The 15,743-nt window shown below is 31.8% G+C and carries 11 protein-coding genes, 3 pseudogenes and 1 CRISPR repeat array; of the genes and pseudogenes, 2 read left to right on the forward strand and 12 right to left on the reverse strand.

Annotated features, from left to right (window positions below):
* Positions 1–24: 24 nt before the first annotated feature.
* The 12 genes and pseudogenes from coaBC to JCM14822_RS09015 form a co-directional block, all read right to left on the reverse strand.
* Positions 25–1,236, reverse strand: a complete 1,212-nt coding sequence (coaBC, locus tag JCM14822_RS08975) for a bifunctional phosphopantothenoylcysteine decarboxylase/phosphopantothenate--cysteine ligase CoaBC (RefSeq protein ID WP_054741651.1) — start codon at positions 1,234–1,236, stop codon at positions 25–27.
* Complete coding sequence (locus tag JCM14822_RS08980; protein WP_054741653.1) at positions 1,237–1,884, reverse strand: ECF transporter S component; 648 nt, start codon at positions 1,882–1,884, stop codon at positions 1,237–1,239.
* A 158-nt stretch (positions 1,885–2,042) separates the two neighbouring features.
* Positions 2,043–2,483: a DUF6145 family protein gene (locus JCM14822_RS08985; RefSeq protein WP_054741655.1), complete on the reverse strand. Its 441-nt coding sequence runs from the start codon at positions 2,481–2,483 to the stop codon at positions 2,043–2,045.
* Positions 2,484–2,593: 110 nt separating this feature from the next.
* Complete coding sequence (locus JCM14822_RS08990; protein ID WP_054741657.1) at positions 2,594–3,571, reverse strand: biotin--[acetyl-CoA-carboxylase] ligase; 978 nt, start codon at positions 3,569–3,571, stop codon at positions 2,594–2,596.
* Between the two features lie 127 nt (positions 3,572–3,698).
* A pseudogene (gene ftsH, locus JCM14822_RS24505) lies at positions 3,699–5,593 on the reverse strand (ATP-dependent zinc metalloprotease FtsH).
* 90 nt (positions 5,594–5,683) lie between these two features.
* Entirely contained in the window at positions 5,684–6,202 is a 519-nt protein-coding gene (gene hpt, locus JCM14822_RS09000; RefSeq protein WP_054741659.1) for a hypoxanthine phosphoribosyltransferase, read from the reverse strand.
* Positions 6,203–6,213: 11 nt separating this feature from the next.
* Positions 6,214–7,602, reverse strand: coding sequence for a tRNA lysidine(34) synthetase TilS (gene tilS, locus JCM14822_RS09005; protein ID WP_054741661.1), 1,389 nt, complete (start codon positions 7,600–7,602; stop codon positions 6,214–6,216).
* Positions 7,603–8,229: 627 nt separating this feature from the next.
* Positions 8,230–8,367, reverse strand: a complete 138-nt coding sequence (locus JCM14822_RS24955) for a hypothetical protein (protein WP_172674801.1) — start codon at positions 8,365–8,367, stop codon at positions 8,230–8,232.
* A gap of 108 nt (positions 8,368–8,475) precedes the next feature.
* Positions 8,476–8,592, reverse strand: a pseudogene (locus JCM14822_RS24960) (IS66 family transposase); the annotation flags it as partial.
* 167 nt (positions 8,593–8,759) lie between these two features.
* Positions 8,760–9,146: an IS66 family transposase gene (locus JCM14822_RS09010; protein ID WP_054741663.1), complete on the reverse strand. Its 387-nt coding sequence runs from the start codon at positions 9,144–9,146 to the stop codon at positions 8,760–8,762.
* A 79-nt stretch (positions 9,147–9,225) separates the two neighbouring features.
* Positions 9,226–9,312, reverse strand: a pseudogene (gene tnpB / locus JCM14822_RS24965) (IS66 family insertion sequence element accessory protein TnpB); the annotation flags it as partial.
* Positions 9,313–9,673: 361 nt separating this feature from the next.
* Entirely contained in the window at positions 9,674–12,043 is a 2,370-nt protein-coding gene (locus tag JCM14822_RS09015) for a SpoIIE family protein phosphatase (RefSeq protein WP_054741665.1), read from the reverse strand.
* Positions 12,044–12,353: 310 nt separating this feature from the next.
* On the opposite strand from JCM14822_RS09015, the gene JCM14822_RS09020 reads away from it, so the two are divergent.
* Together JCM14822_RS09020 and JCM14822_RS09025 are read left to right on the forward strand one after the other, a co-directional pair.
* Positions 12,354–12,620, forward strand: a complete 267-nt coding sequence (locus JCM14822_RS09020; protein WP_054741667.1) for a transposase — start codon at positions 12,354–12,356, stop codon at positions 12,618–12,620.
* A gap of 626 nt (positions 12,621–13,246) precedes the next feature.
* Positions 13,247–14,443, forward strand: a complete 1,197-nt coding sequence (locus tag JCM14822_RS09025; protein WP_054741669.1) for an RNA-guided endonuclease InsQ/TnpB family protein — start codon at positions 13,247–13,249, stop codon at positions 14,441–14,443.
* Positions 14,444–14,773: 330 nt separating this feature from the next.
* A CRISPR array of direct repeats spans positions 14,774–15,733; the repeat unit is 29 nt; unit sequence GTTATATATTAACTAAGTGATATGTAAAG.
* Positions 15,734–15,743: the final 10 nt, after the last annotated feature.

Consider the following 15,743-nt stretch of genomic DNA (forward strand, 5'->3'; position numbering starts at 1 on the left):
TTTTAACCTTGCACCTGCTTACAATTACTTAAAATAACATTTTACTTTATCTAATATAGCATCGCCAAGCGCATGCTTTGACATTTGCCCTGTTTCTGTAATCTGTCCATTTGCTTCGATAATTGTAGCGATATTTGTGTCGCCCTTAAATCCTGCACCTTGTTGTGCAATATTATTTGCAACTATAAAATCTAAATGCTTCTTTGCAATCTTCTGCATTGCATATTCTACCACATTATCCGTTTCTGCCGCAAATCCTACGAGTACTTGATGCGATTTTATTTCACCAAGACTTTGTAAAATATCTGGATTTCTTACAAGTTCTAATGTCATATCATCTAAACCAGTCTTTTTCACTTTATGCTGGCTTTCTACCCTAGGTCTATAATCTGCAACTGCAGCAGCTTTTATAACTGCATCTGACCAGTTAAAATATTCATGTACAACTTCATACATATCTCTCGCGCTTTTTACAGTTACTACCTTAACACCTTCTGGTGCTGGAATTTGTACTGGTCCTGAAACTAAAACTACTTCTGCTCCTCTTTTAACAGCAGATTCAGCAATCGCATAACCTTGTTTACCTGATGAGTGGTTTGTAATATATCTAAATGGATCAATCGCCTCTACTGTTGGTCCTGCTGTTACAAGAATATGTCTACCTTTTAAATCTTGTGAAATCTCTTCTTTCACTAAAGATTCTTCTATTGTTTTTTCTACAAATGCTACTATTTCATCTGGAGATGCAAGTTTTCCAGAACCCACATCACCGCAAGCTAACATTCCCGATACTGGTTCTATAAATAAATATCCTTTTGATTTTAAATACGCTATATTTTCTTGTACAATCTCATTTTCATACATAGCTGTATTCATAGCTGGTGCTATCACAACTGGGCATTTAGCAGCCATTACCGTTGTTGTAAGCATATCATCTGCAATACCATGAGCAATTTTGCCAATTACATTAGCTGTTGCTGGTGCAATCAGCATAATATCTGCTTTTTTCGCTAAAGAAATATGCTCAACTTCCCATTTATGTGGTCTTTCAAAAGTATCTGTTACAACATAATTATTTGAAATAGTTTGAAATGCCATCGGCTGTACAAACTCACAAGCATTTTTCGTCATTATTGTATTCATTTCATAGCCTAACTTTCTAAGTTTGCTTTCTACATCTAGTATTTTGTAGACCGCAATTCCTCCTGTTACGCCAATTAAAACATGTTTTTTCATCTATGCTCTTCCTTTATTTACACGGGCTGTATTTAATCTAAAAATCATATTAAGTGGCTTACATAACGCTGGTACAATAATAGCTGCACCAATTGCTTCTGGTACGCCATTTGTTCCTACAATTGCCATAATTGCACCAAATAGTGCACTAAAAGGAATTTCTTTTGCAGCCGCATATTGATTACCAAATAATACATATATACTTCCCATTACTAAAATCGTATTTGTTAAAGCCCCCACTAAACCAGCTACACTGTATGCTATCACCTTAGTCTTATCAAATTTGCAAACAAGCTTATAACTATAATAAGCTGTTACACCAATAAGTATACGAGGTACAATAGCCACGAATAAACTTGTAAGATTACCACTATTGTCACCTACTGTTATAAATGGTGAAAATACAAAAGAGGTAACTCCCGGTTGTACTGTGTTCATCACAATTGACATGATTCCAAATGACAATCCTAAAATCATTCCCTCCGTAGGACCTAATAAAACAGCTCCTATAATAACAGGAATATGTAAAATGGTTGCCTTTATAAACGGAAGTGGTATAAGTCCTATATTAGCCATAGTAAGAACTACTTGAATGGCTATAAGTACACCCAATAAAGTCAATGTTTTTGTGTTTCTAGTCTTATTCATTTTTTCCTCCTAGCTGTCGCTCAAATTAAGATAGGTACTTATAATTAGCCCCTCTCTTGATGCAACGCTTATTTTTAACAGCATAAATTATATCATAATATTCCAAACTAGTATACAATTATACTTTAATTACACCATATCTCCCTACATGATTTTTATTAATCTTCTAATAAAACTTGTACAAATTGACGATATTCTTCACCGTGTTTTTGGACTACTGCTTCAATAATTTCAGATGATATTTTTTTCTCGCTTTGAAGCAAAAGTACATCTCTCATAATCATACCGTTTGGTGTATGATAAATCATATACCACATTTTAATAGATTTAAATGTCTCAGCTTCTTCTTGTTGAAGCTTTTTAATCTCGAGACTTGCGCCAATATCATCATAAAACATTGGATCTTGTTGCATTTCTTCAATGAAAAGTTCACCATTATCATAAAATCCAATAGAGATAATGCAGTTAGTCTTTTCTGCAATTACTCCTAACTTTGCACGAAGTGTTTCCACGATACTTTCTGGTAAATCCTTATATTGTTCATTTAGATAATATTTGTGCACATATGGTGACACTGATATTAATACATGCTTTTCCATTTTAAATTCTCCTCTTGTCTTTCCTAAATTATATTTATACAGTCTTACTTATTATAATATATTCATCCTTTATTTGCTTGTAATTTTTTCCTATGCATCTTTCTTATATTTTATACATAACCATAAATACCTCGTACAGATACTTCACCTGTAAAAATACGTTTTTCTTCGCCTTCCTCATTTTTAACTACAAGGCTTCCATCTGCTAATACATCTACTGGCTCAGCAATATACTCTTGTATACTATCTATTATTTTTACCTTATCAGCAAGTGTTATACAATATGTTTTATATGCAGGTAAAATTGGCTCTAGTGTAATATCAGTTTTATATGCCATATAATATGATTCAAATTTATCAAAGAACACACTAATAATATTCCCTCTTTGATATTCTTTTCCTCCTTCAATTTTTAGAGAAGTTGCATGAGGTAAATTCTCAGAAAACTCCATTTGATTTACATTGACACCTATTCCTACAACTACATAATTCACACAGTCAATTTCTGCACTCATTTCAGTCAAAATGCCACATACCTTTTTCCCATTTACAACAATATCATTAGGCCACTTGATTCTAGCATCTAACCCTGTAACTTCTCTAATTGCTTCACACATTGCAAGTCCTACAATAAGTGTGATTTGACTAGCTTTGTCTGGTTTAATTTGTGGACGTAGTAAAATACTCATAAAAATATTGACACCACTTGGTGACTCCCATACTCTTCCTAATCTTCCTTTGCCAGCAGTTTGCTTATCCGCAATAACAATGGTGCCTTCTGCCTCTCCCTTGCGAGCTAACTTCTTAACAATTTCATTTGTAGAATCAATCTCACTAAAATAGTTTATATTTTTTCCTAAACACTGAGTTTTTATAATAGATTGCACTTCTTCTTTTGTAATAATATTAGGTACTTCCATAAGCTTATATCCTTTCTTAGTACTCGATTCAATCATATAACCTTCTTCTTTAAGTTTATTTATGATTTTCCAAATACTAGCCCTAGTTACACCTAATTTTTTACTAATTTGTTCTCCTGATACATACTCTTTTTGCTCTTTTAAGTATTTTAAAACCTTTTCCTTCATCCTCGCATCTCCCCATAGTTTAAAATTTACTTATTTAATTACTTAAATCTATTAAGCACATTACTTGACGAATTTATAATAAAAGAAAAAGCCGAAAATAATTTTCGGCTTTTTGACTTTTATTATTTTAACTATACTTCATCTGAGTTTTCAAAAGTATTATCGATACTTTAGATTCAAGAACTTTACCTTCTTTTTCTACCTCCTCTATAGATTCGAAAATATTAAATTCTGCAATATTTTCCTCATCTATTTCTTCACCCTTCATAATCTTTCTAAACTCTTGACCTGTAAGTTTTTCTTTTTTCATTAAGATTTGTGAAGCTTTATGAAGTACATCCATATGATCTTGTAAAAGTTTTTTAGCCTGTTCATAACACTCTTCAATGATTTCACTTACTACTGTATCAATTTCAGTAGCTAAAGCTTCACCATAGTTACGTGTATGATTATAATCTCTACCTAAGAATGGTTCTGAATGTTCATCACCATATTTAATAGGTCCAAGACGGCTCATACCATATGTTGTAACCATATCTCTTGCAAGTTGTGTTGCACGTTGAATATCATTAGAAGCACCTGTTGTAATATCATCTAATACTAATTCTTCTGCTGCACGACCACCTAAGAATACAATGATATGTTGTAGCATTTTTTTCTTAGTATAGAAATTATCTTCTCCATTAAGCTGCATTGTGTATCCACCTGCACGGCCAACTGGAATAATAGAAATTGTATGAACTGGTTCCATCTCATCTAATAACTCACTTGTAAGCGCATGCCCAACTTCATGGTATGCTGTAAGTTTTCTTTCAGCATCTGTGATAATATGGCTTTTCTTTTCTGTACCCATTGTAATTTTAATGAGTGCTTTTTGTACTTCTTCCATATCAATTGCACGTTTATTATGACGCGCGGTAAGAAGTGCTGATTCATTCATAAGGTTTGCAAGATCTGCACCTGTAAAACCTGATGTTGTTTTTGCAATAACATCAATATCAATATCTTCACTAAGTGGTTTACCTTTTGAATGTACTTTTAAAATAGCTTTACGACCTGTGATATCTGGTCTATCTACTGTTACTTGTCTATCAAACGTCCTGGTCTAAGAAGCGCAGGGTCAAGTACGTCAGCACGGTTTGTAGCCGCCATAACGATAACCCCTCCATTTGCTCCGAAACCATCCATCTCAACTAAGAGTTGGTTAAGTGTTTGTTCTCTTTCATCATGTCCACCGCCAAGTCCAGCGCCACGTTTACGTCCTACAGCATCGATTTCATCAATGAATACTATACAAGGTGCATTCTTCTTAGCTTGCTCGAATAAATCTCTTACACGAGAAGCCCCTACACCAACGAACATTTCTACGAAATCTGAACCTGAAATGCTAAAGAATGGTACACCTGCTTCACCTGCAATAGCTTTTGCTAAAAGTGTTTTACCTGTACCAGGAGGTCCTACTAAAAGAATCCCTTTTGGAATCTTAGCCCCTACTTGTACATAACGGTTTTGATTTTTAAGGAAATCTACAATTTCTGCAACCTCTTCTTTTTCTTCATCTAAACCAGCTACATCTTTAAATGTAACATTTCCTTTATCATCAATTGTCATCTTCGCACGACTTTTACCAAATGACATAATTCGGCCTCCGCCGCCTCCGCCACCTTGCATTTGTTGTACAAAGAATACCATAATGAAAATAAACATTCCTACGATAAGTACGATTTGTAAAATTGGTAACCACATATTTGCTTGTACTGCACGGGTTACAAATGTAAATTGTGTTCTTACCTCTGGTGATAAGCTTAAATAATAAGTACTAAATGCATTTTGAGGTGCTTCAACAGTTGATTTATTATTTTCTTTATCGACTACAATAAATTCTCCTAAATCACCATCTGATACAACTTGTTCAATGCTTTTTATTTGCCCATTTTCAATAGCTGTTAACATTTCGCTATAAGACATAGTCTTAGTTGTGCTATTTATATCTCTACTTGTGCTATAGAAAATAAACATCATCAACACTAATAATAATAATAAATATATATAAGTGCCTTTAAATTTTTTCTTCACTCGTAAATTCCTCCTTTCTCTTCCCCTCTTTTATATTTAACCTCTATTTACAGCAATATAAGGAAGATTTCTATAATATTGTTTATAGTCAAGTCCATAACCAATTACAAATTCGTTTCCAATTGGAAAACCAACATAATCAACACGAACCTCTGTAACGCGTTCTTCTTTTTTATCAAGTAATGTACATAATTTAATACTTTCAGCACCCCTTTCTTGAAGCATTTTTTGAATACAACTTAATGTTCTACCTGAATCAATAATATCTTCTACGATTAAGACATTTTTACCAATAATAGGTTCATCTAAATCTTTTAATACTTTCACAACCCCACTGCTTTTGTATTCGTCTCCATAGCTAGATACTACCATAAACTCCATTTTTAATGGTACATCAATATGTTTTACAAGGTCTGTCATGAACATAACTCCACCTTTTAGAATACATAAAACAATAATTTCTTTACCTGCATAATCTTTTGAGATTTGAGCTCCTAATTCTTTAATACGAGCTTGTAATTGTTCCTCTGAAATAAGTGTATCTAAGTTTAACATAATTCCTCCTATTAATTCCTGTAAGTTATTCTAATCTGTAAAATTTGTGTCGTTTCTTCAGTAATATAATAATCTGTGTTTAATCTTCCTGCCACAACCCACACGATTTCATCTCCTGTTGCAATAAGTGGTATACTGTCTCTTTTTGCTTTTGGAATCTTATCATCTGTAAACAACTTTTTAAGCTTTTTGCTTCCACTTCCTAGTCTTATATAATCATAAGGGTGTCTAGTCCTAATACAAAAGTCACTTTTCATTTTACCATAATCAATATATTTAGTATACATGTTTTCACTTTTTTGATGAATTCTTTCATTTGCTAGAATTCTTAACTCTATTTCCAAATTTGCTTCTTTTATATAATGTTTTCCAAGGCTAAGAGGATAACAATAAGTGTGTGGTAATGTTTCAATCTTCCTAAATATGAGTGTATTATATTCTCTTTCTACCACTGTTTCATATGGCATATGCACCTCTTTACCACTTTGACCATTTATAAGCTTTAATACTGTATCTATATGCTTAGATGTAATGTTCTTGCTTTTGCCTGTCAACTTAAAGAGTGTCAGATAAATAATACGCTTTTGCATATAACTATGATAAACACTTAGCTTCTCTACATCTAATTCAATCCTCTTCATCTCAAAATCATTATTTATATTGCTACAATCCTTAAATAGAAGCTCTGTATGTTCTCTTAAAAAGTTTTCTTCTTCTCTATACAACTCGCTATGTTGACCTAATGTTTTGATAACACCTGGACTTATTTCTTTCTCAATATACGGAATGCATTTGAGTCTAATTTTATTCCTTGTATAAATCGGTAGAAAGTTAGTATGATCATCTTTGTAAAACAATGTATAGTATCTGCAATACTCTTCTATTTCGGCTCTTGTAAGACATAATAACGGCCTTATAATTTCTCCTCTTTTAGGAGAAATACCACCTAGTCCTTTAATATCTGTACCTCTTATGAAGCGCATAATTAATGTTTCAGCTTGATCATTCATATTATGTGCTGTTGCTATTTTACCATTTTGATTTAATAAAGATATAAAGAAATTATATCTTTCCTCTCGGCCAGCTTCTTCTTCTGAAAGTTGCTTTTTTTTAGCTAAGTCTTTAATATTACAATCTTGTCTATAAAATGGAACTTGCCACTTTCTGCACACTTCTTCTACATAGGCTGCATCTCCTTCAGCTTCTTCTCTTATCCCATGATTCACATGTGCTACTTTTATATGAATCCCATACTCTTCTCTATGAGTATATAGATAATGAAACAGCATCATAGAATCAGCACCGCCAGATACGCCTATGACTATGTCATCTCCTGTTTGTAAAAGCTTATGCTGCTTAATATATTGTTGGAGTTTATACTCTATCTTTTTATTAGACATCTTTTGTCTCCTTTATAGCCTAGCCATTTTAAGTGGCTCATCTTTAGTATAGCCATATTTTATATCTTAATAGACTTATCCTATAAATTTGTATTAGTAAATGTTTACTCATCAATCTCATATTTTATAACATTTTATCCTACATTAATAAATATTAATTTTATTACTTATGCATAATTTATTTTTGGCTATCTATTATACTATAAATCAATCTTAATCCAAATTTCAATATTTCTTCTTTTAGAATAATATTCTTAAGCCTAATAAATATAGCTTATCATATCAATTGTCTTATTATACTGATTTCATTGTTAACAAAATAACTTACCCTTTTAAAAATTGCCACTTTTATCAAGAAATATTCAGATTTAATTTTATAGACTCTCAAAATATATAAAGGCCACAGTAAAGTTAGGACACTTTAACTTTACTACAGCCTATATATATTTCCTGTTATGCTGCATTAAAAATCAAATTCTAAATCATCATCAAATCCAATAGAATTTCTTTGCTCTTCACAACCCATATCTCTTATTTTAATATCCGGATTATAAATAACCATTTCGTAAACGGTAAATCATAAGTACTGGATATTAAAAATGCCACCCGTCTTGGATGGCACATTTGTTATTGTTCTGTTTTTAGACATTCTTTTGGTAGTGTTTTTGACCATGGCAATAATTCATCTATAAAATCTAAATTTGTGTCATCTTGATGTTTTGACAGCTCAATCAGTAAGTGTTCAAAGTAGTGGTATGCTTTCAACTGATTCGCTTTAGCTGTTTCCTCAATACTATAGATGATTGCACTAGCTTTTGTACCATTGATCGTATCGATTAAATGCCAGTTAGCCTTGCCTATACAGAAGCTTCGTATAGATTGTTCAGCAGCATTATTATCTACCGGAACATTTCCATTCTCTAAAAAGGCTCTGAGATATTGCTCCTGATTGATACAGTAAGTAAATCCTTTTCCTGTTGCAGATTTCTCAGGTACTTTATGTTGATTAGCTTTTACACATGCAAAGAAAGCATCTACTAGTGGCTTGACACTGAGCTAACGCCTGTTCACTCTTTCCTCAAGAGAAAGGTCTTTAAGTTCTTCTTCAATCTTATAGATGGCACTGATCTGTTGAAGTGCTGCATCATACATTTTTCCTATACGATAGACCCACATATAGCTTTTGGCTCCTGCAGAACGTCCATCTTTATTAACAAACACTGCCTAGAGATATTGACTTCTGCGCGTTTAAACTGTTGCTCTAAACGATAAATCGGAATGGCGTTTACATACTTTGCATTCATGATTGCAGCTGCTAATGATGATGTCACAATACTATTACGTAAAAGATCTGCAGGACGATCAGCACGTACAATCGTTTCATTATCTTTTCCAGCATAAACAGATACATGATGTTCTTCAACCTCAAAAACAGCTGGATGGAAGGTAAGGCACTTGTATACTTCTTTGGGAAGTTCTTTCCAGTTATCTTTACCAAAAATCTGTGTAAGCTGTTCATCTATAAATTTCTCTATATTGCACAAAACTTATAATGATCTTGTAGGTATAACCTTTGGAATTATTTTTTCTGTTCAATAGCCAATCCTTGCTAAGCCATTGAAATTACTCGGGCGTAATACTTAATACATCATTTTCCGTTCTAGGCCATTGAAAACGTCCAGCCTCTAAACGTTTGTAAAGAAGTAAAAAGCCATCTTCCTCTCATAATAAACACTTAATGCGATCAGCTCGCTTGCCACAAAACATAAACAGGATGTGTGGCTTGAATGGATCTAAGTTTATTAAAGTTCTATATCATTGTCTCAAAAAACTACTAGTTTTCGAGGTACGAACTATTTACCGCTTCCCTTTAATTAATTGAATTTGACTTTTTTTAACAAAATTATCATTTTTTAATTCAGTTTAGCTATTTTAACCTTTTCATTTTCCTCAAATATCCTCTATATGTTAAATTTAAGAGCTTAATTGTATATCTATCAAGGGAAAATTAGAGTCTTAACGTTTTTTCATCTATTAAATATTTATTATGTTCACCTAACTTCTATATATCTTAGAACTTTAAACATTTTTCCTGTTTCCATACCCTTGCAACTAGAATAGTCATATCATCCTGATCTCCTCCACCCAAGAGGTCTACACATCTTTGCATCAGATTCTTAGCCATATATTCTGGATTGTGACTTTCCATTTCAAGTATAAACTGCTTAAAGGTATCTTCTTTACCCACAAAATCATTTTTACTTTCTAGCATACCATCTGTTACCATAATGATAATATCACCATCTTGAAGTTGCTTGTTATACACTTCCACATCAATATGCTCCAATATACCAAGTGGTAATGAATCTGAACGAATAGTAATCACTTCATTACCTCTTAAAATAAAACTAGAAGCGGCTCCCATCTTAAGGAATTCTGCTACACCTGTATACTCATCAACTACGGTTACATCCATAGTCGAAAAACTTTCTATATCAGATTTCAAAACTAGCATTGAGTTAATCATTTGAACAGCTAATGGTCTTTCAAATCCTGAAGCCATAAGGTCTTCAAAAAGTTCCATAGTTGCCGTGCTTTCTGCTTGTGCTTCTACACCACTGCCCATTCCATCAGCCAAAGCTAATAAATATTTGCCATCTACTATTTGTCTATAACTGAATACATCTCCAGAAACCTCTTCTTTCGGTCTCATAATCGCACTAGCTATAATGGCAAATTGCTTTTGAAGGCGTATTTTAAAGTAGCAATAGCCTTTAGGCTGTGCATATTCGAATTTCTCTATTTCAACCTTTTCCTCTAAAGTCTCACTTATAAACTTTATAAGTCTTTCTTTTAGATCCTTATCTACACGGTAATCTATAAAAAGATGAATGCACCTAATATGTCCTTTATTTTCTAATACAATAGCATCTTGTACACTGATTCCTTTACTATGTAAATGCTCTTTAATGCATTTTTCTGCTTCTCTATTAAAATTCATATCATTTTTCACTGTATTTGATAGTTTCTGCAAGCTACTTGACACTGCCTCAAATTGACTGCCAATTAGATTACGCATTTCTACTAAACGATTTTTCCAAATCATATTACGTTTAAATATTTCCAAATTAAAACTTAATGTAAAAGCAAAGTTTTCTGGATTAATACATGCTTTAGCAAAACGCTCTGGTATATCTGCTAAAGTCAATGTTCCCTTCTTTTCTATTAGATTAATCATCTCATAACCATTTTTATAAGTTGCTTGTAAATAATCTTTCCAACAGAAATTACGCATGGCACAATCTATACACATCTTTTCTCCTGTAGATTCAATAATATACTTAATATCATTTTCATCTAATACAAGTTTCTTATCTACAATCTTATCAAAAGACTTACTCAAGTTACTAAAAGCCTTTGCGTAATCATCTACTTGAGCAATCATTGCATCTTGTAGTCTATAAAAATATTGCTCATCTTTATTACTTTCTACATTACTAAACCACTCTGCGAGTCCAAAATATTTCCTAGGAATAATTAAACTTATTACACCTGCACTTAAATAGGCACCCATAATACTTAAATCTACTTGTCCATTATTAAACAGACTAAATCCTAAAAACAAACCTAATCCCATGGCAATAGTAACACCTAATCGCCCAAGTACAGAAAATAAACTTCCAACAAAAGCACCAATGGCATAAATAACCACAAATTCAGGTGAAATATATCCTATACATACAAGTAAAATGCTAAGCACTAATGTAAGCGTAGTTCCCGTATGAATACTCCCTAGGTAAGTTGCTGCAATCATAATGACAAAGATCATAACATCTCTAAAGAAAATGCGACCAATCATAGGAGCTTGTACATAGAAGTCTACTGTCCCACCTAATAAACACGCTATTAAGAAAATCATACTAATGCTCTCTTTATCTGTGAGTTTGCTACATCTTCCTGTATAAATAATCTCTGTACTATAGCTCAAAATCACTACGATTCCTATACCCGCAGCTCCTTCTATTGCCGCTAGCAAAACATTATATACAGTTGGTCCAACAATTATGACGGCGATTAAATTAATAATAAATATACAAAACCCCGTAATAATACTTTGATTTTGCCTATTAAACTCTGCCTTTCCAATTCCCATACATCCTCTGATACTTCCCAAAAGTATAATCATCAAAATATACTTTACAGTAACAGTTTGATCAAGCCCTAATAATATAAGTCCTAATAGCCCTATAGCTACCCCCCAGCGTCTTAGATTTTTGTCAAAAAATAATGCACCAATATAGCAAATGACTAAAGTATAAAACTCATTAAATACAACTACATGACTAATAAGAAAAACACCTATACATAATATTATGCTTGTCCATTTTATTTGTTTTAGGACTTCTAATAATGATACTTTTTCTTCTTTTGTACTTATCACACTATATCTCCCCCTTATATTATTCTTATTATACAGAGGAAGTGTAATTAATTTTGTAAATATATGGTAATTATATTTAAAAATTTTCCGACAGATTATATACTATACAAAAGCTTATTTCCTATTTATTTCTCGTTTTTCCTAGTATATATCATAATAACACTCATACTGTTCTTATTCTTTTGCTATTAATGTCTTTTTAAAATTAAGTTTCATAAGCGTTAACTTATAAATAAAATTTTCCAGTAATAAATTCAATAAAAATGGGAAAACTCTATAGTCTAATAGTACTCAGATTAGGAGATTTCCCATGCATATCGCAAGATTAGTATCTAGATTTTTTAAACTTTTTATACTATCTTTTATAGAAAAAGTTGCAAAAGCAGTGTCTTTAGGACTTTTAGATGCAACAACTATTTCATTACCAAATCAAGTTACAGATGATTATACTGGTATGGGTGATCGCAATGCAAAATCAGCTTTAAAAATACAAACACTTTATAGTGCGGTTCATCATTCTATTACTGACTTTGAAATTACCTCAGGGGTTACCCATGACACAAATGTTTTGCTATAATTCTTAGATTACTAACATCAGCAAAGAAATCCTTAATACATCTATTATTACAGAGCTTTATCGTATAAGATGACAAATAGAAGTACTTTTTTAAGGTTCTAAAAAGCACCCTTTCCCTAGATAAAATACATGTAGATAAAACTAAATATGTAGAAGCAATTCTTTATGGGAAACTTCTAGGAGCATTACTTACAATGCCACTTTATGATGGTATAGATTAAACCATGCTTAAGAATCAAGGGAGATGCGTAAGCATCCAAAGATTTTACACATTACTGCTTGTAGATTTATATCAGTTTTATACACTAAAAAGAATCACACTACATACTTACGAGACGTTTTCTAACTTAATTTATAGGATTAGGAAGGTTGGCTTTGCATAAAAAACGTTTAAGACAAACCACCTATTCTAAAATAGAAGGTTATTTAGACCAACTTATTGTTGCTGGAAAAACTTAGTCTTAAGTTAACGACTATGAGTTTTAGTATTATGTTTCGTAATTAAGTAATAATATATGTATAATTTAGACTTATCGAAATATGGCATTTTTTTGTTGTAGAAAAACACTAATAGGAGTAGAATTATAGGTAATAAAACTATGTAAATAAGGGGGGTGAAATAGCAAATGATAGCAGTACGTAAATTGAAGATTATGGTTTTGTGTGATGATGAAAGCAAGAAAAATGAGCAATATAAGTTTTTAAGAGATAGCCAATATGCTCAATATTTAGGGTTAAATAGAGCAATGTCATTTTTAGCAAAAGAATATTTGAGTGGAGATAAAGAGCGATTTAAAGAGGCCAAGAAAAAGTTAACTAATACGTGTGAGTGTTATCAAAATATAAATTTTGGGACAGGTATTGACAGTAAATCACAGATTACTCAAAAAGTAAAAAAGGATTTGCAAGCAGATATAAAAAATGGATTAGCTAGAGGAGAACGAAGTATTCGTAATTATAGAAGGACATTTCCATTAATTACTAGAGGTAGAGATTTAAAGTTTTCTTACAATGGTGATGAGATTATTATTAAATGGGTAAATAAAATCTATTTTAAAGTGCTAATAGGAAGAAAGGATAAAAACTATTTAGAGCTGATGCATACACTAGAAAAAATTATTAATGGTGAGTATAAGGTATGTACATCTTCAATTCAAATTGATAAGAAACTCATATTAAATTTAACTTTAGAGATTCCAGATAAAGTTAAGAAAGAATTTCAGGAGAATAGAGTGCTCGGCGTAGATTTGGGGATTAAATTTCCAGCATATGCTTGTGTTAGTGATAATACTTATGTAAGACGTAGTTTTGGTAGCATTGATGAATTTTTAAAGGTAAGAATACAATTTGATAAAAGAAGAAAACGTATACAACAACAGCTTCAAAATGTAAAAGGAGGAAAAGGAAGAAAGGACAAATTACAAGCATTAGATAGAATGAGAGATTGTGAAAGAAAATGGGTAAGAAATTATAATCATGCCTTATCAAAAAGAATTATCGACTTTGCTTTTAGAAATAAATGTGGAATTATTCACTTAGAAAAACTTGAAAAAGATGGATTTAAAAATAAGCTATTAAGAAATTGGAGTTATTATGAACTACAAGATATGATAGGTTATAAGGCTGAAAGAGAAGGCATAGTGGTTAAGTATGTAGAACCAGCATATACATCACAGACATGTAGTAAATGTGGATATGTTGATAGAGAAAATAGACCTTCTCAAGAGCATTTCTTATGTAAGGAGTGTGGGTTTGAAATTAATGCAGATCATAATGCCGCTATTAATATTGCAAGAAGTAATAAAGTGATTGTAGATAAATAAAAATAGAATATAAATTATTTTATGTCCAGATTTAGTGGGGCAAGAGTGAGGGCGTAGGTTAAAAGTGTAAGGCTAATAGCAACTACATTCTACGACACTCGCTAAACGGTAAAAACTCTAGCCTAATATTCTCAAGAGATTACGTGGCTAGACATATCACATTAAAAATTGCAGTGAGGCTATTGATTATAAAAAGTAGTACAACAGTATGTAGGACAAGGGATAGAATGGGTTTTATAGTGGAATTATAAAAACGCTATTGGAGGTTCACTGCAAAATGAAGCAACATATCAAAAGAAAAGCTTTGATAGATAAGGCCTAATGTGTGGGGTTATATATTAACTAAGTGATATGTAAAGAAGGGCTACTGACGGGTGGCTTGATAATATGGCTAATAGTTATATATTAACTAAGTGATATGTAAAGTGGTTATAACTCATGCTAATACTCATTGCACTCATAACAGTTATATATTAACTAAGTGATATGTAAAGTTCCTTGATCCATAACCTCTGCAAAGTCTAAATTATCGTTATATATTAACTAAGTGATATGTAAAGTCTTTGTAGGAGCGAACCCCATATACTTGCACAAATGAGTTATATATTAACTAAGTGATATGTAAAGGATTTTACAGAGGACTATGTAGGAATAAACACATTTACGTTATATATTAACTAAGTGATATGTAAAGTTGTGTATGGGTAATAGTATTGAATGCAATAAATGTAAGTTATATATTAACTAAGTGATATGTAAAGTAGTAAATATGTAAGTTTGGATGCACTTATAGATGCGTTATATATTAACTAAGTGATATGTAAAGATATAAGTAAAACATTTGGCAAGGAACACATGGACGGTTATATATTAACTAAGTGATATGTAAAGTTAAAAATTGTACCGGACTATAGTTACCAGTTTCCATGTTATATATTAACTAAGTGATATGTAAAGTGATTTTATTGAAACTTCCCAAGTGATTCTTTCCAGCTAGTTATATATTAACTAAGTGATATGTAAAGTATAGTATAGATACATTTTCTATGCTATCACCTAAAGTTATATATTAACTAAGTGATATGTAAAGAGAAAAAGTGATGCAAGTAATGTATGTAGGCTTATAAGTTATATATTAACTAAGTGATATGTAAAGCTTACGTTATTGTTCTTAGCTGTATTGTATGCTTGATTGTTATATATTAACTAAGTGATATGTAAAGATTACTTCAGTAAGCACAATTGAATTACCTGCTAGTTAGTTATATATTAACTAAGTGATATGTAAAGGCGTGTGATG

The sequence above is a fragment of the Cellulosilyticum ruminicola JCM 14822 genome (genome assembly GCF_001311925.1).
Lineage (GTDB): Bacteria > Bacillota > Clostridia > Lachnospirales > Cellulosilyticaceae > Cellulosilyticum > Cellulosilyticum ruminicola.